The organism is Pseudomonas shirazica, from assembly GCF_015168335.1.
In the GTDB taxonomy this organism is placed as follows: Bacteria; Pseudomonadota; Gammaproteobacteria; order Pseudomonadales; family Pseudomonadaceae; genus Aquipseudomonas; species Aquipseudomonas asiatica.
Window position 1 is genome coordinate 5,024,605 of record NZ_CP063456.1, and the last position, 24,124, is coordinate 5,048,728.

General features: G+C 63.3%; 21 protein-coding genes. 13 read left to right on the forward strand and 8 right to left on the reverse strand.

Translation table 11 applies throughout. From position 1 onward, the window contains the following. Positions 1–3 precede the first annotated feature (3 nt). The 5 genes from ssuD to IMX18_RS23235 form a co-directional block, all read right to left on the reverse strand. Positions 4–1,152, reverse strand: a complete 1,149-nt coding sequence (gene ssuD / locus IMX18_RS23215; RefSeq protein ID WP_025337326.1) for an FMNH2-dependent alkanesulfonate monooxygenase — start codon at positions 1,150–1,152, stop codon at positions 4–6. A 58-nt stretch (positions 1,153–1,210) separates the two neighbouring features. Further along, entirely contained in the window at positions 1,211–2,176 is a 966-nt protein-coding gene (locus IMX18_RS23220; RefSeq protein WP_217190254.1) for a sulfonate ABC transporter substrate-binding protein, read from the reverse strand. An 84-nt stretch (positions 2,177–2,260) separates the two neighbouring features. Next, complete coding sequence (gene ssuE, locus IMX18_RS23225; RefSeq protein WP_024087992.1) at positions 2,261–2,854, reverse strand: NADPH-dependent FMN reductase; 594 nt, start codon at positions 2,852–2,854, stop codon at positions 2,261–2,263. 289 nt (positions 2,855–3,143) lie between these two features. Further along, a complete protein-coding gene (locus tag IMX18_RS23230; RefSeq protein ID WP_013970445.1) occupies positions 3,144–3,782 on the reverse strand; it encodes a peroxiredoxin in 639 nt (212 codons plus the stop codon). 165 nt (positions 3,783–3,947) lie between these two features. Then, a complete protein-coding gene (locus IMX18_RS23235; RefSeq protein WP_015268593.1) occupies positions 3,948–5,282 on the reverse strand; it encodes an OprD family porin in 1,335 nt (444 codons plus the stop codon). Between the two features lie 508 nt (positions 5,283–5,790). Between IMX18_RS23235 and tauA the strand changes: the two genes are divergently transcribed. Genes tauA through tauD form a run of 4 tightly spaced genes read left to right on the forward strand, consistent with a single transcriptional unit; the run spans position 5,791 to position 9,296 of the window. After that, on the forward strand, positions 5,791–6,762 hold the full coding sequence (tauA, locus tag IMX18_RS23240) for a taurine ABC transporter substrate-binding protein (RefSeq protein ID WP_013970443.1): 972 nt from the start codon (positions 5,791–5,793) through the stop codon (positions 6,760–6,762). A 27-nt stretch (positions 6,763–6,789) separates the two neighbouring features. Beyond that, entirely contained in the window at positions 6,790–7,578 is a 789-nt protein-coding gene (gene tauB, locus IMX18_RS23245; RefSeq protein ID WP_023660883.1) for a taurine ABC transporter ATP-binding subunit, read from the forward strand. Then, entirely contained in the window at positions 7,575–8,414 is an 840-nt protein-coding gene (gene tauC, locus IMX18_RS23250) for a taurine ABC transporter permease TauC (RefSeq protein ID WP_023660882.1), read from the forward strand. Before tauB ends, tauC begins: the two co-directional genes overlap by 4 nt. A gap of 48 nt (positions 8,415–8,462) precedes the next feature. Then, entirely contained in the window at positions 8,463–9,296 is an 834-nt protein-coding gene (tauD, locus tag IMX18_RS23255; RefSeq protein WP_015268590.1) for a taurine dioxygenase, read from the forward strand. A 114-nt stretch (positions 9,297–9,410) separates the two neighbouring features. Here the strand turns inward: tauD and betT are convergent, their stop codons facing one another. Both betT and epsC read right to left on the reverse strand, forming a co-directional pair. Then, positions 9,411–11,372: a choline transporter BetT gene (betT, locus tag IMX18_RS23260; protein WP_167506610.1), complete on the reverse strand. Its 1,962-nt coding sequence runs from the start codon at positions 11,370–11,372 to the stop codon at positions 9,411–9,413. A gap of 333 nt (positions 11,373–11,705) precedes the next feature. Continuing rightward, entirely contained in the window at positions 11,706–12,638 is a 933-nt protein-coding gene (gene epsC, locus IMX18_RS23265) for a serine O-acetyltransferase EpsC (RefSeq protein ID WP_015268588.1), read from the reverse strand. A 389-nt stretch (positions 12,639–13,027) separates the two neighbouring features. Here epsC and tcyJ point away from each other — a divergent pair, with 389 nt between their 5' ends. From tcyJ to IMX18_RS23310, 9 genes are all read left to right on the forward strand, one after another. Continuing rightward, a complete protein-coding gene (gene tcyJ, locus IMX18_RS23270; RefSeq protein ID WP_015268587.1) occupies positions 13,028–13,822 on the forward strand; it encodes a cystine ABC transporter substrate-binding protein in 795 nt (264 codons plus the stop codon). Further along, on the forward strand, positions 13,819–14,487 hold the full coding sequence (gene tcyL / locus IMX18_RS23275; RefSeq protein ID WP_003255849.1) for a cystine ABC transporter permease: 669 nt from the start codon (positions 13,819–13,821) through the stop codon (positions 14,485–14,487). The genes tcyJ and tcyL overlap by 4 nt, the downstream gene beginning before the upstream one ends. 2 nt (positions 14,488–14,489) lie before the next feature. Next, positions 14,490–15,248 (forward strand): L-cystine ABC transporter ATP-binding protein TcyN, encoded by a 759-nt coding sequence (gene tcyN, locus IMX18_RS23280; protein WP_013970435.1) that lies wholly within the window; start codon positions 14,490–14,492, stop codon positions 15,246–15,248. Positions 15,249–15,574: 326 nt separating this feature from the next. After that, the gene (locus IMX18_RS23285; protein WP_191472021.1) at positions 15,575–16,816 is read left to right on the forward strand and encodes an SfnB family sulfur acquisition oxidoreductase; all 1,242 of its coding nucleotides are present in this window, start codon (positions 15,575–15,577) and stop codon (positions 16,814–16,816) included. 134 nt (positions 16,817–16,950) lie between these two features. Then, entirely contained in the window at positions 16,951–18,132 is a 1,182-nt protein-coding gene (locus tag IMX18_RS23290) for an SfnB family sulfur acquisition oxidoreductase (RefSeq protein WP_137137835.1), read from the forward strand. Continuing rightward, positions 18,132–19,523 carry an LLM class flavin-dependent oxidoreductase gene (locus IMX18_RS23295; protein ID WP_189121486.1) on the forward strand — a complete coding sequence of 464 codons (1,392 nt, stop codon included), beginning with the start codon at positions 18,132–18,134 and terminating at the stop codon, positions 19,521–19,523. Before IMX18_RS23290 ends, IMX18_RS23295 begins: the two co-directional genes overlap by 1 nt. Then, a complete protein-coding gene (locus tag IMX18_RS23300) occupies positions 19,516–20,316 on the forward strand; it encodes a MetQ/NlpA family ABC transporter substrate-binding protein (RefSeq protein WP_054573381.1) in 801 nt (266 codons plus the stop codon). Before IMX18_RS23295 ends, IMX18_RS23300 begins: the two co-directional genes overlap by 8 nt. 1 nt (position 20,317) lies before the next feature. Then, positions 20,318–21,427 (forward strand): methionine ABC transporter ATP-binding protein, encoded by a 1,110-nt coding sequence (locus IMX18_RS23305; protein WP_189121485.1) that lies wholly within the window; start codon positions 20,318–20,320, stop codon positions 21,425–21,427. Next, positions 21,417–22,061, forward strand: coding sequence for a methionine ABC transporter permease (locus IMX18_RS23310; protein ID WP_008096606.1), 645 nt, complete (start codon positions 21,417–21,419; stop codon positions 22,059–22,061). The genes IMX18_RS23305 and IMX18_RS23310 overlap by 11 nt, the downstream gene beginning before the upstream one ends. A gap of 93 nt (positions 22,062–22,154) precedes the next feature. Here IMX18_RS23310 and dibA read toward each other — a convergent pair whose 3' ends face one another. Next, on the reverse strand, positions 22,155–24,050 hold the full coding sequence (dibA, locus tag IMX18_RS23315) for a phosphodiesterase DibA (protein ID WP_217190257.1): 1,896 nt from the start codon (positions 24,048–24,050) through the stop codon (positions 22,155–22,157). Positions 24,051–24,124 lie beyond the last annotated feature (74 nt).

The following is a 24,124-nucleotide window of genomic DNA, read 5'->3' on the forward strand; positions in this document are numbered from 1 at the left end:
CCCTCAGCTCTGCGCAACGGACTTGGGCAGGATGTCGTTGGCCACCATTTCGCCAAACGGGCTCACATAACCACCGGTCTTGGCTTGCTCCGGGCGTTGCACATCCAGGTGCGGGAACAACAGCTCGGCCACCCGGTACGACTCTTCCAGGTGCGGGTAGCCGGAGAAGATGAAGGTATCGATGCCCAGCTCGGCGTATTCCTTGACCCGCGCCGCGACGGTCGGGCCATCCCCCACCAGCGCGGTACCGGCACCACCACGCACCAGGCCGACACCGGCCCACAGGTTGGGGCTGACTTCCAGCTTGTCACGGTTGCCGTTGTGCAGGGCGGCCATGCGTTGCTGGCCGACCGAGTCGAAGCGCGCCAGCGAGGCCTGGGCGCGAGCGATGGTGTCGTCGTCCAGGTGCGAGATCAGCTTGTCGGCAGCGGCCCAGGCTTCTTCGTTGGTTTCCCGCACGATCACGTGCAGGCGGATACCGAAGCGCACTTCGCGGCCCTGGGCGGCGGCTTTCTCACGCACCTGGGCAATTTTTTCAGCGACCGCACTCGGCGGCTCGCCCCAGGTCAGGTACAGCTCGACTTGCTCGGCGGCCAGGTCCTGTGCGGCTTCGGAGGAACCGCCGAAATACAGTGGCGGGCGTGGTTGCTGGATCGGCGGGTAGAGCAGCTTGGCGCCCTTCACCTGGATGTGCTTGCCGTCGTAGTCGACCACCTCGCCTTCCAGCACCTTGCGCCAGATACGGGTGAACTCCACAGAGGCTTCATAACGTTCCTGATGGTTCAGGTGCAGGCCGTCACCGGCCAACTCGTCCGGGTCGCCACCGGTCACCAGGTTGAACAGCGCGCGGCCGTTGGACAGGCGATCAAGGGTTGCTGCCTGGCGTGCCGCCACGGTCGGCGAAATGATCCCGGGGCGCAGGGCGACCAGGAACTTCAGGCGCTGGGTCACCGGGATCAACGATGCCGCGACCAGCCAGGAGTCCTCGCAGGAGCGTCCGGTAGGGATCAGCACGCCACCAAAGCCGAGCCGGTCGGCCGCCTGGGCGATCTGCTGCAGGTAGCCATGGTCGACGGCTCGCGCGCCATCGGAGGTGCCCAGGTACTTGCCGTCACCGTGGGTAGGAAGGAACCAGAAGATGTTAAGGCTCATTGGAGTTGTCTCCTCAAGGGGGCTCAGCCAGGGCGGCGCCCCGGCGCAGGCAAATCAATCAAGGCGCACTGGCGACCTTGGCCGGGGGTGTCCAGATCACGTCCTTGACGCTCAGCGGCTTGGGAATCAGCTTCAGTGCCTGGAACGTGTCGGCGATCTTCTGTTGCGCGGCTACCACTTCCGGGGTGAGCGGCGCGGCACCGTAGCCTTGGCGCTTGACCGAAGTCAGGGTGATATCGGCGGGCAGGCCGAGCAGCGGCGCGACCTGGTCGGTCACTTCCTGCGGGTTGGCCTGGGACCATCCACCCACGGCACGCACTTCTTCGATCAGGGTGTTGATCACTGCCGGGTGCTGGGTCGCGTAGTTGCGGGTGGCCAGGTAGAACTGATGGTTGTCGACCAGGCCCTTGCCATCGCGCAGGGTATGAGCCTGCAGCTGTTTCTCGGCGGCAGCCTGGTACGGGTCCCAGATCACCCAGGCGTCCACGCTGCCGCGTTCGAAGGCGGCGCGGGCGTCGGCCGGGGGCAGGTACACCGGCTGGATGTCGCTGTATTTCAGGCCTGCGTCTTCCAGGGCGCGAACCAGCAGGTAGTGAACGTTGGAGCCTTTGTTGAGGGCGACTTTCTTGCCCTTGAGGTCTTTGACCGACTGGATCGGCGAGCCCTTCGGCACCAGGATCGCCTCGCTGTGCGGCGCTGGCGGCTCGTAGGCGACGTACAGCAGGTCGGCACCGGCGGCCTGGGCGAACACCGGCGGGGTTTCACCGGTGACGCCAAAGTCGATGGAGCCTACGTTCAGCCCCTCAAGCAGCTGCGGGCCGCCGGGGAACTCGGTCCATTGCACCTGCACGCCCTGCTCGGCCAGGCGCTTTTCCAGCGTGCCCTTGGCCTTGAGCAGCACCAGGGTGCCGTATTTCTGGTAACCGATACGCAGGCTCTCGGCCTGGGCTTGGGTAATGGCGCCGAAGGACACAGCCGCCGCAAACAGGGCGACCAGACCGCGACGCAAGAAGACTGTGCGCATGGCGCTCTCCTGTGCGAGTGGGTTCGGGTTGCACCTGCTTGCCTCGTTGTCGGGCGAGTAAGGTGGTGAAGCGGGTTGGGCCGGTCAGATGCTCCAGCGAGCGCTGATCAGGCGTTCGTTCAATACGCCGGGGGCCACGGGGCGCGGCCGACGGGCCAGTGCAACGTGGAAGGTTTCCAGCGCGTCCTGCAGGCGTTCTTCCAGCGCCGCTACCAGCTGCGCGGGCCTGGAGCCTTCTGCGTAGGCGACCTGGCTGTCGTCGGCGAAGATCCCTTGCAGGGTCTCTTGCGCCTTGAGTGCCGACAGCACGGGTTTCAGCGCGTAATCCACCGCCAGCATGTGGGCGATGCTGCCGCCGGTGGCGATCGGCAACACGATCTTGTGTGCCAGGGCGCGTTCGGGCAGCAGGTCGAGCAAGGTTTTCAGGGCACCGGCGAACGAGGCCTTGTACACCGGCGTGGCGACGATCAGGCCATCGGCCTGGGCCACCAGCTGCTGGAAGTGCTGCACCTGCGGGCTGTCGAAACGGGCGTGCAGCAAGTCTTCGGCGGGAAAGTCACGTACCTGGAACGTTACTACCTCGACGCCACGGTCCTGCAGCCACTGGCGAGAACGCTCCAGCAGCACGCCGGAGCGTGAACGGGTACTGGGGCTACCACCGATTGAGACGACCAGCATTGCAGCGCTTCCTTGTGTTTTGTTGGAGGTGACATTAACAGTCACCGCATATATCTAGAAATCATATTTTTTCATTTGTTTATTCCATTTTTATCAATCTCCTGTTTTGGCCCTTTCGCGGGTAAACCCGCTCCCACAGGGATCGCACAAGGCCTGGGACTTGCACTATTCCTGTGGGAGCGGGTTTACCCGCGAAGAAGCCCACGCAGTTTCAGCAGGCATAAAAAAGGGCCGTCGAAACGGCCCGAATATCCCTGCTTTGGCTAAGAGCAATGCAACGAGGAATCCTTTAACGATTGGGCTGCGGAGTCAGCCGCAGATAGGGTTTGACCGCCCGGTAACCTTTGGGGAAACGCTGCTTGATCTCTTCCTCGTCCTTCAGCGAGGGCACGATTACCACGTCGTCACCGTCCTGCCAGTTACCTGGCGTGGCGACCTTGTGGTTGTCGGTCAGCTGCAGCGAGTCGATCACCCGCAAGATTTCGTTGAAGTTGCGCCCGGTACTGGCCGGGTAGGTGATGGTCAGGCGCACCTTCTTGTTCGGGTCGATGACGAACAGCGAGCGCACGGTCAGGGTGTCGCTGGCATTCGGGTGGATCAGGTCGTACAAGTCGGACACCTTGCGGTCGGCGTCGGCAATGATCGGGAAGTTGACCACGGTGTTCTGGGTTTCGTTGATGTCATCGATCCAGCGGTGGTGTGAATCGACCGGGTCCACCGACAGGGCGATGGCCTTGACCCCGCGTTTGGCGAAATCGTCCTTCAGCTTGGCGGTCAGGCCCAGCTCGGTGGTGCACACCGGGGTAAAGTCGGCTGGGTGAGAGAACAACACCCCCCAGCTGTTGCCCAGCCACTCGTGGAAGCGGATCTTGCCTTCGCTGGAATCCTGTTCGAAATCGGGGGCGATATCGCCGAGTTTTAGGCTCATGGGCTGCGGCTCCTGTGCTGGGTTCTGTACCGTGTGGGTTCAATGTGCCTGCATTCGATTAAAAACAAAAAGAATAAATACTGATTTGTTTATAACCAAAAAACATACGAAATTGCAGACACAAAAAAGCCTCGCACTAGGCGAGGCTTCTTGTTCAGCTACGGCTTACAGGAAGTTGTAAGTGTAGTTCACGATGAAGCGAGTCTGGTCTTTGTCCCCGATGCTTTCGCCGCTACCACGGTAAACACCCTGACGCAGGCTGAAGCCCAGGCCTTTGAGGGAGCCTTGCTGAATGGTGTAGTCGACGCGTGCGTCACGTTCCCATTCGTTGTAGCTGCCGTCGCCCGACTTGTTGCGGATGTCGTCACCACGCAGGTAGGCCACCGAAGCCTTCAGGCCTGGAACGCCCAGGGACGCGAAGTCATAGGAGTACTGACCGAAGGTGGTGTTCTCACCGGCACGAGCGAACTGGTTGATCATGCTGTCGGTGAACAGGTAGAAGCTTGCGCCGCCATTGCCTTCCAGCGAGGAAGTGGCGCCGTCCTTGCGGACGCTACCTTGGTTCAGCCAGACGAAACCACCATCGTCACCCACTTGCTGGTGACCGAGCATCAGCGCATGGCCACCCAGGGTGTAGGTGAACATGGCGCTCCAGGTCTTGTTGTCGACCTCGCCCCCGTTCTTCGCGTAGCCACCGTTGTTGTCGAAGGCGTAACCGGTCTCGCCATTCTTGCCGTCGCTGCGGCTATCGAAGTAGCGCAGGTCGGTCTTGAACGACTGGTTGTCGGCGATCTTGAAGACGTGGGTAGCACCCAGGAAGTGCTGCTTGTAGAAGTCTTCCAGGTTCGAGTAGTAGTACTGCAGGGTCAGGTCGGGAGTGAGCTTGTAGTCACCACCGGCGAACTGGAACTTGTTGCTGTCGCGGAAGGCGCCAGAAACGGAAAGACCGGTACGGTTGCTCGAAGCACGACCCATGGCGTGGGTCAGTTGACCTGCGTTGAAGGTCAGGTTGTCGATTTCCTTCGACTGGAGGGTGCCACCCTCGAAGGTCTGCGGCAGCAGACGGCCGTCGTTGGAGACCAGGATCGGCAGCATAGGCGCCAGGGCGCTACCGTAGTGGACCTCGGTCTTGGAGAAGCGAGCCTTGGCGTTACCACCAATGCGTGCCCAGTCGTGAACTGCCGAACCATCGGAGTCGCTTGGGAAGAAGGTGTTGTTGGCATCTGGACGGCTACCACGGCCACCATCCAGGTGAATGCCCCACAAAGCCTGGACGTCGACACCAAAACCTACGGTGCCTTCGGTGAAACCAGACAGGTAGTCGAGCTTGAAGCCCTGACCGCTTTCTTTCTGGTCGATACCGCTTTCGCGGTTGTCATCGTTGAAGTACATGGTGCGCGAGCTGAGCGACAGCTTGCTGTCTTCAACGAAACCGGCAGCGCCTGCTTGTTGGGCGAGAACCCCCAGTGCCACGGCCAGGGCCAGGCTGGACTTGTACATGTTTTGCTCCTCTACGTTCTAATTCTTGTGTATCTCTGGTGGCGGGATCTGCTGCCCCGCTCACCGTGGATTGGCGATTTAGTCCCAAAGCGTGACCGTAAAGTCAATCGTTTCTAAACGTTTCGCGACTTTGGTCTAAGACGCCAGCTGCGCTACAGGATAATGACAATCCTATAAATCCAAAATGACCGTTTTATGAATTGGTAAGATTTTTAAGGAATATGTTAGGAATTATTACTGCTATTCGTTAGAAGCAGCATTCTTTTCATAACCAATAGTTATTTGCAAACGTTTGCTCATAACCTAATTCCGTATCGTTCTATCGGGACGAAAAAGCCTAGCAGCACTCTCGGATTTCACCATTGAGCGAAATCACAGCGTTTCCCTGTTAACGCGTCTCAAACCATTGGCTCCTAAGCTAATGCAAAAAAGTTATTTATTTTACATTTCTTAGATCAATTAGCCTTCTCGTCATCCACCACACCGATTGCCTGACGAGAGGTTCACCATGATCCCGCACGCCCCGCTGCGCCTGTTCGCCGCCCTGACCCTCGCCAGCGCCAGCTGGTTGGCCCAAGCTGCTGACCTGACCGTGGCCTACCAGACCACCGTCGACCCGGCCAAGGTGGCGCAGGTCGATGGCGATTACGAAAAAGCCAGCAAGGCCAGCATCGACTGGCGCAAATTCGATAACGGCGCCGACGTGATCACCGCCGTAGCCAGCGGCGATGTACAGATCGGCTACCTGGGCTCCAGCCCGCTGGCCGCCGCAGCCTCCCGCAAGCTGCCGGTCGAGACCTTCCTGATCGCCACGCAGATTGGCGCCGGTGAAGCACTGGTCGCCCGCGACAGCATCAAGACTCCGCAAGACCTGGTCGGCAAGAAAGTCGCCGTGCCTTTCGTCTCCACCGGCCACTACAGCCTGCTGGCCGCGCTGAAGAGCTGGAACATCGACCCGGCCAAGGTGCAGATCCTCAACCTGGCGCCACCGGCAATCATTGCCGCCTGGAAGCGCGGCGACATCGATGCCACCTACGTCTGGGACCCGGCCCTGGGTGTGGCCAAGGAAAACGGCAAGGTGCTGATCACCTCCGGCGAGCTGGCCGAGAAAGGCGCACCGACCTTCGACGCATGGATCGTGCGCAAGGACTTCGCCGCCAAGCACCCCGACGTGGTCAAGGCCTTCGCCAAGGTCACCCTCGACGCCTACGCCGACTACCGCAAGAACCCGCAAGCCTGGCTGGCAAACCCCGACAACGTGAGCAAGCTGGCCAAACTTTCGGGCGCCAAGCCTGCCGACATCCCGGTGCTGCTGCAGGGCAACGTGTACCCACTGGCCGTCGACCAGGCCAATGCACTGGGCGCATCGACCACCCAGGCGCTGACCGACACGGCCACCTTCCTCAAGCAGCAAGGCAAGGTCGACGCGGTGCTGCCGGACTACTCGCCCTACGTCAGCGCCAAGTACCTCCCCAACTAAGCCTGTAGAAACCGACCGGAGCCTGCCATGGCCTTGCTCGAACTGGAGCGCATCAGCGCACAGTACCCCGGTGCCGAAACCCCGGTACTGGCCGACATCAACCTGAGCCTGGGGCCGCGCCAACTGCTGGTGGCCCTGGGTCCTTCCGGCAGTGGCAAGACCTCGCTGCTCAACCTCATCGCAGGCTTCGTCGCCCCCAGCGGCGGGCGCATCACCTTGGACGGCGTGCCCGTCCAGGGCCCCGGCGCCGAGCGCGGCGTAGTGTTCCAGGACGATGCGCTGCTGCCCTGGCAGAACGTGCTGGGCAACGTCGCATTCGGCCTGGAACTGGCCGGCGTGCCACGCGCCGAGCGTGAGGCCAAGGCCCGCGAAATGCTGGCCCTGGTCGACCTCGACGGCTTTGGCGAACGGCGTATCTGGCAATTGTCCGGTGGCCAGAAGCAGCGTGTTGGCCTGGCCCGGGCGTTGGCAGCCGATCCACGAGTGTTGCTGATGGACGAACCGTTCGGCGCACTTGATGCCTTCACCCGCGAGCAGATGCAGGAGTTGTTGCTGCAGGTATGGCAACGCACCGCCAAGCCGGTGTTCCTGATTACCCACGACATCGAAGAAGCCGTGTTCCTCGCCAGTGAACTGGTACTGCTGGCGCCCAACCCGGGGCGCGTGGTGGAGCGCCTGCAACTGGACTTCGGCCAGCGCTACGCAGCGGGTGAATCGGCGCGGGCTATCAAGTCCGACCCGGCTTTTATCGAAACCCGCGAGCACGTACTTGCGCGGGTGTTCTCTCAACGCCAAAGCCTGCAGGAGCGCGCATGAGCAGCCTGGACCTGCCGGTCACCGGCAAGCGCAACACCCAACCCCGGCCAGCCACCAAGCTGCGCCGCCCCCTGCCCACCCGCTGGATCAGCACCCTGACCCTGGCCAGCCTGCTGTTGGCCTGGTGGCTGGTGACCGCGGCCGGCTGGATCGAGCCGCTATTCCTGCCCTCGCCCGCCGACATCCTGGCCAAGGCCGGGACCCTGCTGACCCAAGGCTATATGGATGCCAGCCTGTGGCAGCATCTGGGTGCCAGCCTGGGGCGCATCGGCGTGGCCCTGCTTGCCGCCACCCTCACCGCCATCCCGGTGGGTATCGCCATCGGCTACAACCGCGTGGCCCGAGGCATTCTCGACCCGCTGATCGAGTTCTACCGGCCGATCCCGCCGCTGGCCTACCTGCCGCTGATCGTCATCTGGTGCGGCATCGGCGAGCTGTCCAAGGTGCTGCTGATCTACCTGGCAATCTTCGCCCCCATTGCCATTGCCACTGCCACCGGCGTGCGCACGGTCGACCCGGCCAAGCTGCGTGCCGCGCAGTCGCTGGGCGCGACCAAGGCCCAGCTGATCCGCCACGTGATCCTGCCCAGCGCCCTGCCCGACATCCTCACCGGCATCCGCATTGGCCTGGGGGTTGGCTGGTCGACCCTGGTGGCTGCCGAGCTGATCGCCGCCACCAGCGGCCTGGGCTTCATGGTGCAGTCGGCGGCGCAGTTCCTGGTCACCGATGTGGTGGTGCTGGGGATTTTGCTGATCGCCCTGATCGCCTTCGCACTGGAAATGAGCCTGCGTGCCCTGCAACGCAAACTGGTGCCTTGGCACGGGCAGAGCCACTGAATCCTGTTGACCACGCCAGCAGCCTGGCGCCTGATTGAAGAGACCGACATGAGCCTGACCATCACCCCCCTCAGCCCGGCGCTCGGCGCCCAGATCAGCGGCGTGGACATCAGCCGCGATATCACCGTCGAAGAACGAGACGCCATCGAGCAGGCGCTGCTGCAGCACCAGGTGCTGTTCTTCCGCGACCAGCCGATCAACCCGCAGCAGCAGGCGCGGTTTGCCGCCCGCTTCGGCGACCTGCACATCCACCCTATCTATCCCAACGTGCCGGAAACCCCGCAGGTGCTTATCCTCGACACGGCGGTGACCGATGTGCGCGACAACGCCGTGTGGCACACCGATGTGACCTTCCTGCCGACCCCGGCCCTGGGCGCGGTACTCAGCGCCAAGCAGTTGCCGGCCTACGGCGGCGACACCCTTTGGGCCAGCGGCATCGCTGCCTTCGAAGCCTTGTCGGCGCCGCTGCGCGAGATGCTCGACGGGCTGACAGCCACCCATGACTTCACCAAGTCGTTCCCGCTGGAGCGCTTTGGTACCACGCCGGAAGACCTGGCGCGCTGGGAAGCAACCCGGCGGAACAACCCGCCGCTGTCGCACCCGGTGGTGCGCACGCATCCGGTGAGCGGGCGCAAGGCGCTGTTCGTCAATGAGGGGTTCACCACGCGCATCAATGAGCTGGGCGAACTGGAAAGCGAGGCACTGTTGAAACTGCTGTTCGCCCATGCGACGCGGCCGGAGTTCAGCATTCGCTGGCGGTGGCAGGAGAATGACGTGGCGTTCTGGGACAACCGCGTGACCCAGCATTTTGCGGTGGATGACTACCGGCCGAACCGGCGGGTGATGCATCGGGCGACCATCCTTGGGGATGCGCCCTTCTGAAACTGGGAGGCCTTTGGCCTCCATTCGCAGCACAAGGCTGCTCCTACAGGGAAGCGCGATCCCTTGTAGGAGCAGCCTTGTGCTGCGAATGGGCCGCAAAGCGGCCCCAGCGATCTAGCGGACCAGATGCAGGTACTGCATGTGCCGTTCGTACTGGTCGAGGATGTCGTTGATGATCTGCTCCTTGCTGTAGCCCACCAGGTCATAGTTCTGGCTGCCTTCGCTCAGGTGCACCTCCGCCCGGTAGTAACGGCGGTTCTTCAACTCTTGCGTACCCAGCCCACCCAGGGCGAACGATGGCGTGAAGTAACCACGCATCTGCACCTGGTAAATGAACGGCTGTTCCTCGCCATGGCCAATCTTCAGGCTGACGTTGTCGTGGCTCGGGTCGTCCTGGGTAATCAGCACCAGGCCCTTCTGCTCGAACACTTCACGCACATCGGCAATTGCCGGGCGGACCACGTCGTCCATGAAGCGGTATACCTCATCACGCGACGGGAAGTGCACCGCCTGGCTCAGGCGCTGGCGCCAGCCGCCACGGCCGCGGCGTGACTGGGCGAACGGGGCCAGCGAATGCATCTGTGCGATCTGCCGTTGCGACTCCAGGTAGAACGCCTTGTGCAGCCCCCACATCATGCACAGCAGGATCAGCGAGAACGGCAACGAGGTCAGCACCACCGCCGACTTCAGCGAGTCGATGCTGCCGGCGAACAGCAGCGCGCTGGTGATCAGCGCGGTCATCGCCCCCCAGAAGATACGCAGCCAGTTCGGCCCATCCTCGTCCGCATCACCGCCCTTGGCCGACAAGGTCGACAGCACCACGGTGCCCGAGTCGGCCGAGGTGACGAAGAACACAAAGCTGATGAACACCGTCACGGCGATCACCGTCTTGCTCCAAGGGTAGGTCTCCAGCAGCAGGTACAGGCTCATCGACGGGTTATCCAGCGCCGACTGGCCCAACGCTGTCATGCCGTGGTTGATGACTTGGTCCAGGGCACTGTTGCCGAAGATCGACATCCACGCCAAGGTGAAGCCCAGCGGAATCAACAGCACACCAAAGACGAACTCGCGGATGGTGCGGCCACGGGAGATGCGGGCGATGAACAGGCCCACGAACGGCGCCCAGGCAATCCACCAGGCCCAGTAGAACACCGTCCAACCGCCCAGCCAGTCACGGTTCTCGCCGTAGGCATAAACGTCGAAGCTCTTGCGCGGCAAGGCACCCAGGTAGTCGCCGAGGTTCTGGATCAGCGTGTTGAACAGGTGCTGGGTAGGCCCGGCGAACAACACGAACAGCAACAGGGCGCAGGCCAGGAACAGGTTGATGTCGCTCATAACCCGCACGCCCTTCTCCACCCCGGCGACCGCCACGGCCACCGCCGCGCCCATCATCAGGGTGATGAGCAGCACTTGCACCCACTGGCTGTGGTCGATGCCGAACAGGTAGTCGAGGCCGGCGTTCAGGTGCAGCACGCCAAAACCCATGTCGGCACCCAGGCCGAACACCGTGGCGATGATGCCGAAACCGTCCACCGCATAACCGATCGGCCCGTTGATGCGCTTGCCGATCAGCGGGTACAACGCCGATCGCAAGGCCAGCGGCAGGTTGTGCCGATAGGCGAAGTAGGCCAGGGCCATGCCGACGAAGGCGAACACGCCCCAGCCATGCAGGCCCCAGTGCAGGAACAGGATCTGCATCGCCTGGCGCCCGGCCTCGGCCGTGCCCGCTTCGCCCTGGGGCGGCTGCAGCATGTGGGTCAGGGGTTCGGACACGCAAAAGAAGAACAAGGTGATACTGATGCCGGCGGCGAACAGCATACCGGCCCATGACAGGTAGCTGAACTCGGGTTCGTCGTGGTCGGCACCGAGCTTGATCTTGCCGTAGCCGGACAAGGCGGTGACCACCACGAAGACCAGGTACAGCGTCATCGCCAGCATGTAGTACCAGCCGACCGTGTTGGCCGCCCAGTTCTGCGCCGCCAGCAACCAATCGCCTGCTGCTTGTGGATAGGAAATGACCACGAGGCCGAAGATGAGGATGAAACTTGCCGCGAAATAGAACACCGGGGGGTTCATGCGGATCTTGCCATTGGCAAGGGAAGGGTTCGGTGCACTCATTGGGGGCGCACCTCGTCGAATGACGTAAGGCTCGGAATGAACGGGTTCAGCAAAGGAATCCTCCTGTTGAACACCGGCAGCGGACCAGCGTTTTTTCATTGAACAAGCGTTCAAGTTAAACATGGATCGGATTTCAATGCGAATTGGGGCGCTGATTGGTGCCCTCCTGCACTGACCTCTTCGCGGGCTCGCCCGCTCCCACAGGGACCGCACGAACATTGAATTTTGTGCAGTAGCTGTGGGAGCGGGCAAGCCCGCGAAGTGGCCGGTACAGGCCAATGAAATGCCAGATCAGTTCTTGTCCTGGCAATCCAGCTGCAGGTTGGCCTGGGTAATGTTGCTCTCGGCCGGCACACTGCGGGTCAGCCACACATTACCGCCAATGGTCGAGCCTTTGCCGATGGTGATCCGCCCCAGCACCGTGGCCCCCGCATAGATCACCACATCGTCCTCAACGATCGGGTGGCGTGGCAGCCCCTTGTGCAAGGTGCCCGATTCATCGCTGGGGAAGCGCTTGGCGCCCAGGGTCACCGCCTGGTAGATGCGCACACGCTCGCCGATGATCGCGGTTTCGCCAATCACCACGCCGGTACCGTGGTCGATGAAGAAGCTCGGGCCGATCTGCGCCCCGGGGTGAATGTCGATCCCCGTGGCCGAATGCGCCAGCTCCGAGCTGATCCGCGCCAGCAGCGGCAGGCCGGCCTGGTACAGATGGTGCGCCAGGCGATGGTGGATGATCGCCAGGATGCCCGGGTAGCACAGCAGCACTTCATCGACACTGCGCGCAGCCGGGTCGCCGTGATAGGCGGCCAGAACGTCGGTGTCCAGCAGCACGCGCAGGCCCGGCAGGGCGGCGGCGAATCCCTGCACCAGGCTCAGCGCATGGGCATCGACGCCGGCCAGTTCGCCCTTGCTTTGTCGTGCGGCGTAGCGCAGCTCCAGGCGGGCCTGGGCCAGCAAGGCGGTCAGGGCGGCATCCAGCGTATGGCCGACGTAGAAGTCTTCGCTTTCTTCGCGCAGGTCGACCGGGCCAAGGCGCATGGGGAACAGTGCGCCGCACAGTTGCTCCAGGATGTGCCGCATCGCTTCGCGCGAAGGCAGCTCACGCCCGCCCTGCTCGCCGCTGCTGCGGCCATTGCGGGTGCGCCATTGTTCACGGGCGCCGCGCAGGCCGGTGACGATGCTCTGCAACTGCCAGTGCCCGGATGAAGATTGTTCGCTCACGGTTTTCTCCTGCCTGAGAGGCCAACTATTTTTATCGCCAGGTCCGGCCTCTTCGCGGGTAAACCCGCTCCTACAGGGACTGCACAGGTTTCGATGCCTGTGCGGTCTCTGTAGGAGCGGGTTTACCCGCGAAGAGGCCGGACCTGCCTACATGCAATTCACTCTACGGCAAATCCATCCCTTGGAAAAAACAACGCTTTATTCCATCCTGCGCTAAGTCAGGCATAAGCCGCGATGACGGAGCAGGCAACCTCGCCTACCCTCAATGCAGCCAGCACCTGGCAAAAACCAAAAGGAAATAACAAAATAATTTTTTAGTATTTCCTGGCCTAAGCAGCCGACCCTATAGTCGCCACCCACTACTTACACAACAAGCGCGGGGCTCTGAAATGTCGAAATTCGCCAAACCGCTACTCAACGCCAGCCTGGCACTCCTGCTGGGTGCCGGCCTGCTCAGTCAGGCCTTCGCTGGCGAGCAGCTGAAGACCATCCAGGAAAAAGGCGTGATCAACGTCGGCCTCGAAGGCACCTACCCACCGTTCAGCTTCCAGGACGAAAACGGCAAGCTGACCGGCTTCGAAGTGGAACTGTCCGAGCTGCTGGCCAAGGAGCTGGGGGTAAAGGCCAAGGTGCAGCCGACCAAGTGGGACGGCATCCTCGCCGCACTGGAATCCAAGCGCCTGGACGTGGTGATCAACCAGGTAACCATTTCCGAAGAGCGCAAGAAGAAGTATGACTTCTCCGAGCCTTACACTATCTCCGGCATCCAGGCGCTGATCCTGAAGAAGAAGGCCGAGCAGCTGAACATCCACAAGGCCGCAGACCTGGCAGGCAAGAAGGTCGGTGTAGGCCTGGGTACCAACTACGAGCAATGGGTCAAGAAGGACGTGCCGCAAGCCGATGTACGCACCTATGAAGACGACCCGAGCAAATTCGCCGACCTGCGCAACGGCCGTATCGACGCCATCCTGATCGACCGCCTGGCCGCGCTGGAATACGCGCAAAAAGCCAAGGACACCGAACTGGCCGGCGATGCCTTCTCGCGCCTGGAAAGCGGCGTGGCCCTGCGCAAGGGTGAACCGGAACTGCTGGCAGCGATCAATAAGGCGCTGGACAAGCTCAAGGCTGACGGCACGCTGGCCAAGCTGTCCGAGAAATACTTCGGTGCCGATGTCACCAAATGATCGCTGAAAGCCTGCAACTCGTTGTCGACTCCGCGCCCTTCCTGCTGAAGGGCGCGGGCTATACAGTGCTGCTCAGTGTTGGCGGCATGTTCTTCGGCCTGGTGCTGGGCTTTGCCCTGGCACTGATGCGGTTGTCGAAGATATTGCCCCTGAACTGGCTGGCGCGGGTCTACGTGTCGTTCTTCCGCGGCACGCCGCTGCTGGTGCAGCTGTTCGTCATCTACTTCGGCATGCCGCAGATCGGCATCGAACTCGACCCGATCCCGGCTTCGCTGATCGGCCTGTCGCTGAACATGGCCGCCTACATCTGCGAAATCCTGCGCGCGGCGATTTCCTCGATCGACCGTGGCCAGTGGGAAGCTGCAGCCAGTATCGGCATGACCCGCGTCCAGGCCATGCGCCGGGCGATCCTGCCCCAGGCCTTGCGCACCGCACTGCCGCCGTTGGGCAACAGCTTCATCTCGCTGGTCAAGGACACTGCCCTGGCGGCAACCATCCAGGTGCCCGAGCTGTTCCGCCAGGCCCAGCTGATCACCGCACGCACCTTCGAAGTGTTCACCATGTACGTGGCGGTGGCGGTCATCTACTGGGTGTTGTGCAGCATCCTCGCGCACTTCCAGAACCGCATGGAAGCGCGAGTCAACCAGCATGACCAGGAGCATTGAGCATGATTGAAGTCAAAGGCCTGACCAAGCGGTTCAAAGGCCAGACCGTGCTCAACGGTATCGACCTGACAGTACAACCCGGCGAAGTGGTGGCCATCATCGGCCCCAGCGGCTCGGGCAAGACAACCTTCCTGCGTTGCCTGAACCTGCTGGAAACACCCGATGCCGGGCAGATCCAGATTGGCGATATCAGCATCGACGCCAACCGCCCGCTGGGTGGGCAGCAAAGTGCGATTCGCCGCTTGCGCCAGCAGGCCGGGTTCGTGTTCCAGAACTTCAACCTGTTCCCTCATCGCACCGCCCTGGAAAACGTGATCGAGGGGCCGGTGATCGTCAAGAAGACACCCCGCGAGCAGGCGATCGAACTGGGCCGGCGCCTGCTGGCCAAGGTCGGCCTGGCCGGCAAGGAAGACGCCTACCCGCGGCGCCTGTCCGGTGGCCAGCAACAACGGGTGGCCATCGCCCGCGCCTTGGCCATGGAGCCGGAGGTGATCCTGTTCGACGAGCCGACCTCGGCGCTGGACCCCGAACTGGTGGGTGAAGTGCTGGCGACCATCCGCGGCCTGGCCGAGGAGAAGCGCACCATGATCATCGTTACCCACGAGATGAGCTTTGCCCGCGATGTGGCGAACCGGGTGATCTTCTTCGACAAGGGCGTGATCGTTGAGCAGGGCGAGGCCAAGGCGCTGTTTGCGGCGCCGAAGGAAGAGCGTACCCGGCAGTTCTTGCGCAAGTTCCTGGGGACTGCTGCCTCCGAGTAAACCTGCACTGGCCCTATCGCCGGCAAGCCAGCTCCCACAGATACCCCACAGTAATCAAGACCTGTGGCGTCCTGTGGGAGCTGGCTTGCCGGCGATAGGGCCAGTACATCCACAGCAAATCCCTCCTTCTATATATATTCCAAAGAGTTAGTTCATAAACTTTTTATAAAGCATTAGGGTATATAAACCGGACCACCGGACCAGCACACATCTGTCGCGATCAGCTGTTAGCGACATAATTCATTTGTGAGGTCAGGAATGGTCAGGATCACGATCACCCCAGTGCGGAACGCCAGGGCATTGAGTGCAGCCAAGGAGCGGTACTGATGTCCAGCCAACCCGATACCCAATTCCACAGCGATCTCGACAGCTCGCCCCTGCTGCTGCCGGCCAAGGTTCTACGCAACGACACCGAAGCCCTGCAAGCAGCCCGCGAACTGGCCGAGGTCGCCCGCGAGCAGGCCGCCCGCCGCGACCAGCAACGCAAACTGCCATGGGCCGAGATCGAACTGTTCACCCGCAGCGGCCTTGGCAGCATCAGCGTACCCAAGGCACATGGCGGCCCGGAGGTGTCGTTCGAGACCGTGGCTGAAGTGTTCCGCCTCATCAGCGCCTCCGACCCGGCCCTGGGGCAGATCCCGCAGAACCAGTTCGGCATGCTGCAACTGTTGCGCCTGACTGCCACCGAGGCGCAGCAGGCGGTGATCTTCCGCAGCGTGCTCGATGGCTGGCGCATCGGCAATGCCGGCCCCGAACGCGGCACCAAGGACACCCTGACCCTCAAGGCCAGGATCACCCGCGTCGGCGACAGCTATCGCATCAGCGGCGAGAAGTTCTATTCCACCGGCGCCCTGTTCGCCCACTGGGTGGCGGTCAAGGCACTGGACGACGAAGGTCGCCAGCGCCTGGCATTCGTCCGCCGAGGCAGCCCGGGGCTGCGCATCGTCGATGACTGGTCCGGTTTCGGGCAGCGCACCACTGCAAGCGGCACCGTGCTACTCGACCAGGTCCCGGTGGATGCCGACCTGGTGATCGACAACTGGCGCCAGCGCGACATTCCCAACATCCAGGGCGCTGCCTCGCAGCTGATCCAGGCGGCGATCGATGCTGGCATTGCCGAAGCAGCGATCGAAGACGCCATCAGCTTCGTGCGCGAAAAGGCCCGGCCATGGATCGAAGCCAAGGTCGACCGCGCCAGCGACGACCCTTACGTAATCGCCGACATCGGCCGCCTGAAGCTCGAGCTGCACGCCGCCGAAGCCCTGCTGCGCAAGGCCGCGCGGGTCCTCGACGAGGTCAACGCCGAGCCGATCGATGCAGCAAGCGCAGCGCGGGCCTCGATCGCGGTGGCCGAGGCCAAGGTGCTGACTACCGAGATTGCCCTGCAGGCCAGCGAAAAGCTGTTCGAGCTGGCCGGCAGCCGCGCCACCCTCGCCGAGTTCAACCTCGACCGCCACTGGCGCAATGCCCGGGTGCACACCCTGCATGACCCAGTGCGCTGGAAGTACCACGCAGTTGGCGCTTACCACCTCAACGGCACCTTGCCTGCACGGCATTCCTGGATCTGATTTAAGGGCCTTGGGGCTGCTTTGCAGCCCATCGCGACACAAGGCCGCTCCTACAAGGGATCGCGTACCTCCTGTAGGAGCGGCCTTGTGTCGCGATGGGCCGCAGAGCGGCCCCGAGGCCCCGGAGAAACACCATGACTACAAACATCATCACCAGCGACACCCAGGCCCTGAACGTCGCCGAAGAAGTCGCCCGACACCTGCGCCGCGACAGCGCCCTGCGCGACCGCGAGCGCCGTCTGCCGCACGCCGAACTGGAACTGTTCACTCGCTCCGGCCTGTGGGCCATCAGCGTACCCAAGGCCTTCGGCGGCGCCGGCGTGTCCAACATCACCCTGGCCAAGGTAATCGCCCGCATCGCCCAGGCCGACGGCTCGCTAGGGCAGATCCCGCAAAACCATTTCTACGGCCTGGAAGTCCTGCGGGTAAACGGCACACCCGAACAGCAACAGCGCTTGTACGCCGAAGTACTGGCGGGCAACCGCTTCGGCAACGCCCTGGCCGAACTGGGCACCAAGACCGCCAACGACCGCACCACGCGCCTGTCCCGCGACGGCGATGGTTTTCGCATCAACGGCCGCAAGTTCTACTCCACCGGCGCCATATACGCCCAGCGCATTCCCACTTCGGTGGTCGATGAGCAGGGCGTGCAGCACCTGGCCTTCGTCCCGGCCGACAGCCAGGGCCTGCAGGTGATCGACGACTGGAGCGGCTTCGGCCAGCGAACCACCGGCAGCGGCTCGGTGGTGTTCGATAACGTGTATGTCAGTGCCGCCGACGTGGTGCCGTTCCAGAGCGCCTTCGAACGCCCCACCCCGGTCGGCCCGCTGGCGCAGATCCTTCATGCCGCCATCGACACCGGCATCGCCCGCGCCGCATACGAAGATGCCCTGCACTTCGTGCGCACCCGCAGCCGCCCCTGGGTCGACTCCGGCCTGGACAAGGCCAGCGATGACCCGCTTACGCTGAAGAGTTTCGGCCATCTGGCGATCCGTCTGCACGCCGCCGAAGCCTTGCTGGAGCGCGCGGGCGAATATCTGGACCGCGCCCGCGACGACAGCACTGCCGAAAACGTGGCCGCCGCGTCCATCGCGGTGGCCGAGGCCCGCGCCATCAGCACCGAGATTTCCCTCGCGGCCGGCACCACCCTGTTCGAACTGGGCGGCAGCCAGGCCACACTGGCCGAACACAACCTTGACCGCCACTGGCGCAACGCCCGCGTGCACACCCTGCACGACCCGGTGCGCTGGAAGTACCACGCCATCGGCAACTACTACCTCAATGATGCCAACCCACCACGCCGGGGGACCATCTGATGGCCAAGCAGATCCTGCTCAATGCTTTCAACATGAACTGCATCGGGCACATCAACCACGGCCTGTGGACCCACCCACGGGACACCTCGACCCAGTACAAGACCCTGGACTACTGGACCAGTCTGGCGCGGCTGCTGGAGCGCGGCTTGTTCGACGGGCTTTTCATCGCCGACATCGTCGGCACCTACGACATCTACGGCCAGTCGCTGGACGTCACCCTCAAGGAGTCGATCCAGCTGCCGGTCAACGACCCGCTGCTGCTGGTCTCGGCCATGGCCGCCGTCACCCGCCACCTGGGCTTCGGCCTTACCGCCAACCTCACCTACGAAGCGCCGTACCTGTTCGCTCGCCGCCTTTCCACCCTGGACCACCTGAGCCATGGCCGAGTGGGCTGGAACATCGTCACCGGCTACCTCGACAGCGCCGCCCGGGCCATGGGCCTGGCGCAGCAACCCGAGCATGACCGCCGCTACGACCAGGCCGACGAGTACCTGCAGGTGCTGTACAAGCTGCTGGAAGGCAGCTGGGCTGACGATGCCGTGGTCGCCGACCGCCAGCAGCGCGTCTATGCCAGGCCCGACAGGGTGCGCAAGGTCAACCACCAGGGCGAGTTCTACCAGGTCGACGGCTACCACCTGTGCGAACCCTCACCGCAGCGTACACCGGTACTGTTCCAGGCCGGCAGCTCGCAGCGTGGCCTGGCCTTCGCCGGCAACCATGCCGAATGCGTGTTCATCAGTGGCCAGGACAAGGCCGCCACCCGCGCCCAGGTCGACAAGGTGCGCGCCGCCGCCCAAGCCGCTGGCCGCGACCCGCAAGCGGTCAAGGTGTTCATGGGCATCACGGTGATCGTCGCCGCCACCGAGCAGCAGGCCCAGGCCAAGCATGCCGAGTACCTGCGCCATGCCAGCGCCGAGGCCGGGGTCGCGCACTTCGCAGCGTCCACCGGCATCGACTTCGCCGCCTACGCCCTGGACGAGCCGATTGCCTTCAGCCAGGGCAACGCCATCCAGTCGGCCACGCGCCAGTTGCAGGACAACGTCTGGACCCGCCGGCGCCTGCTGCAGCAGCACGCCCTGGGTGGCCGTTACGTGACCCTGGTCGGCGCGCCCGAGCAGGTGGCCGAACAGCTGATCGCCTGGGTCGATGAAACCGGTCTGGACGGTTTCAACCTGACCCGCACCGTAACCCCGGAAAGCTTCGAGGACTTCATCGACCTGGTCATCCCGCAGTTGCAACAGCGTGGCCGCTACAAGACCGCCTATGCCGAAGGCACCCTGCGCGAAAAACTGTTCCAGGCCGACCACCCGCATTTGCCCGCCGACCACCCTGGCTCGGCCTACCGCTTTACCTCTACCCCTGCCCCGACTGGAGCCCTGCACCATGCTTGATAAATTGTTCCGGCCCGTCGCGGCCATTGCCCTCTCCCTCGGTCTGTCCGCCAGCGCGCTGGCTGCCGAACCGCTGAAGATCGGCACAACCTCGGCCTTTGCCATCCCGCTGGAAGCCGCAGTGGAAGAAGCGCACAAGCAAGGCCTTGAAGTGAAGCTGGTCGAGTTCAGCGACTGGATCGCACCCAATGTCAGCCTCAATAGCGGCGACATCGACGTGAACTACTTCCAGCACATCCCGTTCCTGGAAAACGCCAAGGCAGCCGCAGGCTTCAACCTGGTGCCCTACGCCCCGGGCATCATCAACAACGTCGGCCTGTACTCGAAAAAGTACAAGAGCTTCGCCGACCTGCCCGAAGGCGCCAGCGTGGCCATCGCCAACGACCCGATCAACAGCGGCCGTGGCCTGCAGCTGCTGGCCAAGGCCGGGCTGATCACCCTCAAGCCGGGGGTCGGCTACAAGGCCACCGAGGACGATATCGTCGCCAACCCGAAAAAACTGAAAATCCTTCAGGTCGAGGCCGTACAGCTGGTTCGCGCCTATGACGACGCCGACCTGGTGCAGGGCTACCCGGCCTACATCCGCCTGGCCAACAGCTTCGACGCCGGCTCCGCACTGCTGTTCGACGGCCTGGAGAACAAGGAGTACGTGATCCAGTTCGTCATTCGACCGCAAAGCAAGGACGACCCACGCCTGGCCAAGTTCGTCGACATCTACCAGCACTCGCCAGTGGTGCGCGCAGCCTTGGACAAAGCCCACGGCAAGCTCTACCAGGCCGGTTGGGAGGGCTGACATGAGCCAGGCCAGCGCGCTGCGGGCGCCCACCACACAACCACTGCCGCCAACGGCCAGGGAGCAGGCCCTGCGCCCGGAGGTCAATGAAGCCCACGTGCGCTTCATCGGCCTGGGCAAGACCTACCCGGGCCAGGCGCAACCGGCCTTGCAAGGCATCGACCTGAACATCCGCCATGGCGAGATCTTCGGCATCATCGGCCGCAGCGGCGCCGGCAAGTCATCGCTGCTGCGCACCATCAACCGCCTGGAGCAACCCAGCCAGGGCCGGGTGCTGATCGACCAGGTGGACATCGCGCCCTTCGACGAGGACCACCTGGTAGCCCTGCGCCGGCGTATCGGCATGATCTTCCAGCACTTCAACCTGATGTCGGCCAAGACCGTGTGGCAGAACGTCGAGCTGCCCCTCAAGGTGGCCGGCGTGGCCAAGGCGGAGCGCCAGCGCAAGGTACGCGAACTGCTGGAGCTGGTCGGCCTGCGGGAAAAGCACCACGTGTACCCGGCGCAGCTGTCCGGCGGGCAGAAGCAGCGCGTGGGCATTGCCAGGGCGTTGGTGCATGACCCCGAGATCCTGCTGTGCGACGAGGCCACCTCGGCGCTGGACCCGGAGACCACTGCTTCCATTCTCGAACTGCTGCGCGACATCAACCAGCGCCTGGGCCTGACCATCGTGCTGATCACCCACGAGATGGCGGTAATCCGCGATATCTGCCACCGCGTAGTGGTGCTTGAACGTGGAGAAGTGGTCGAGCAGGGTGAGGTCTGGCGGGTGTTTGGCTCACCACGCCACGAAGTCACCCGTACCCTGCTGGCACCGTTGCAAGCCAGGTTGCCAGCCGCGCTGCGAGCCAGCCTGCGGGCCAGCCCGGCAAGCCGCGACAGTGCCGTGGTACTGAGGTTGACCCTGCTCGGCGAGCCCGAACTGTCTGCCCTGTTCAACGAGCTTGGCGGCCGCATACGCCTGCTGCAGGGTGGTGTGGAAACCATTGGCGAGCATGCCCTGGGGCAGCTGATCCTGTCGGTGCAGCACTCACCGCACGACACCCATCAATTGCTGGAGCGCGCCCGCCGCTGGGCCGAGGACGTGGAGGTACTGGGCCATGTGGTTTGATCGCCTGCTGGAAGGTTTGCTCGATACCCTGCTGATGGTCGGCGTGTCGTCGCTGATCGCCCTGCTGGTGGGGGTACCGATGGCGGTGCTGCTGGTCACCAGCGACAAGGGCGGGATCTTCGAGGCGCCGCTGCTGAACCGGGTGCTGGGTGCATTCGTCAACCTGTTCCGCTCGATCCCGTTCCTGATCCTGATGGTCGCGCTGATCCCCTTCACCCGCTTGGTAGTGGGTACCACGTATGGCGTGTGGGCGGCAGTGGTGCCACTGACCATTGCCGCCACTCCGTTCTTCGCGCGGATTGCCGAGGTCAGCCTGCGCGAAGTCGACCACGGCCTGGTGGAGGCTGCACAGGCCATGGGCTGCCGGCGCTGGCACATCGTCTGGCACGTGCTGCTGCCCGAGGCGCTGCCGGGAATTGTCGGGGGCTTCACCATTACCCTGGTGACCCTGATCAACTCCTCGGCCATGGCCGGAGCGATCGGTGCCGGGGGACTGGGGGACATCGCCTACCGCTATGGTTACCAGCGCTTCGACAGCCAGATCATGCTGACCGTGATTGCCATGCTGGTGGCGTTGGTGGCGTTGATCCAGTTGGGTGGAGACCGGTTGGCGAAAGGCTTGAACAAGCGCTGAAGTCTTCGCGGGCACGCCCGCTCCCACAGGTACTGCACAGGGCTTGAATACAACGATATCCCTGCGGGAGCGGGCATGCCCGCGAAGGGGCCTTCAACCCCAGCGAAGATCCCCGGCAGGCACCGGCCGCCCGAACCAGTACCCCTGCCCAAGCTGACACAGCTCATGCAGCAGGAAGCTGGCCTGCTCGGCCTGCTCGATGCCCTCTGCATGCACTTGCATGCCCATGCTGCGGGCCAGGGCGATGATCACCCGGACGATCGCGATGTCGTCCTCATCCAGCGGCAACCCGGCAACGAAGCCTTGGTCGATCTTCAGCTTCTGCACCGGCAAGCGCTTGAGCCGCAGCAGCGATGAATATCCGGTGCCAAAGTCGTCGATAGCCAAGGTCACCCCCAGCTCGCGCAGGCGATGCAACTGCTCCAGCGCCACCTCCGGGTCCTCCATCACCGCGCTCTCGGTCACCTCCAGCTCCAGCAAGGCCGGGGCCAGGCCGGTTTCGTCCAGCACCTCGGCCACCTGCTGGTACAGCTCGTGCTGGCCAAACAGGCGGCTGGAAATGTTCACCGCAACGAATGCCAACCGCCGTCCTTCACCCTGCCATCGCACCATCTGCCGACACGCCTGGCGTAGTACCCAGGCGTCGATCTCGGCAATCAGCCCGGTACGCTCGGCAATCGGGATGAACTCGCCCGGTGGCACCAGGCCGCGCTGAGGGTGCTGCCAACGCACCAAGGCTTCGACGCCGACCTGGCGGCCGGTCGCCAGGTCGTGCACCGGCTGGTAGAACACCCGCAGCTCGTCCTGCTCCAAGGCTCGGCGCAGCTCGCCGGCGGTTTCGACCCGGTGTTGGGCGTGAGCGGTCAGTTCTTCGGTGTACAGCGCATAGCAGGCCCGCCCATTGCTCTTGGCCTTGTACAACGCCGAGTCGGCATTGCGAAGCAACTGCTCGGCACTCAAGGCATCGCTGGGAAACAGGCTGATGCCCACGCTGACGCTGATGAACAGGCGGTGACCGTCGAACTGGAACGGCTCGCGCATGCGCTCGATGATGCCCTGCGCCAGCTTGCCCGCCTGGCCAACCTCATGGCAGTTTTCCGCCAGCACGCCAAATTCGTCGCCCCCCAGGCGCGCCAGGGTCACGCCGCTGCGCAGCACCTCTGCCAGGCGCTCGCCCACCAGCTTCAGCAACTGGTCGCCAATGGTGTGGCCGAGGCCGTCGTTGATGCTCTGGAAATGGTCCAGGTCCAGCAACAGCAGGGCACAACCACGCTTGTTGGCCTGGGCTGCGGCCAGCGCCTGCTCGACCCGGTCGTTGAACAGCAGGCGGTTGGGCAGGTCGGTCAGCGGGTCGTGGTGAGCCAGGTAGGCCAGTTCCTGTTCAGAATGCTTGATCGCGCTGATGTCGCTGAACACCGCCACGTAATGGCTGAGCTCGCCTTGATCGTCGCGGATGGCGCAAATGGTCTGCCATTGCGGGTAGATTTCACCGCTCTTGCGCCGATTCCATATTTCGCCGCTCCACTCGCCCTTTTCCGCCAGAGTGGCGAAGATCTGCTGGTAGAACGCCAGGCCATGGCGGCCCGACTTGAACTTGTTCGGGCGCTGGCCGATGACCTCGTCCTGCTGGTAGCCGGTGATACGCATGAAGGCACGGTTGACGTGCACGATCAGGCCATGGCGGTCTGTCACCAGCACGCCTTCGAGGGTGCTGTCGAACACTGCCGCAGCCATGCGCAGGCGTTCACGGTCTTCACCACGCATACGCGCGCCAACACCGATGAAGTCGAGCAGCCGCACCCGCGACACATAGATCAGAAAGGCGCTGAGCAGCACCCAGACCACCACGTTGATCTGCCGGCCCACGGTCAGTGCCAGGGGGTCGTCGGTCATGCCGTGCAACACCACCTCGGCCAGCGTCAGCCAGAGGATCGAGAGCACCACATACAGCGCGGCCATGCGCAAGGCGTCGCGAACGGAAACAGACATGTCGGGTGCAATTGCCCATGAAAAATGATGGGGCATTATAAAGGCTGAAACATGTCGTGACTTCCTATCTGAAC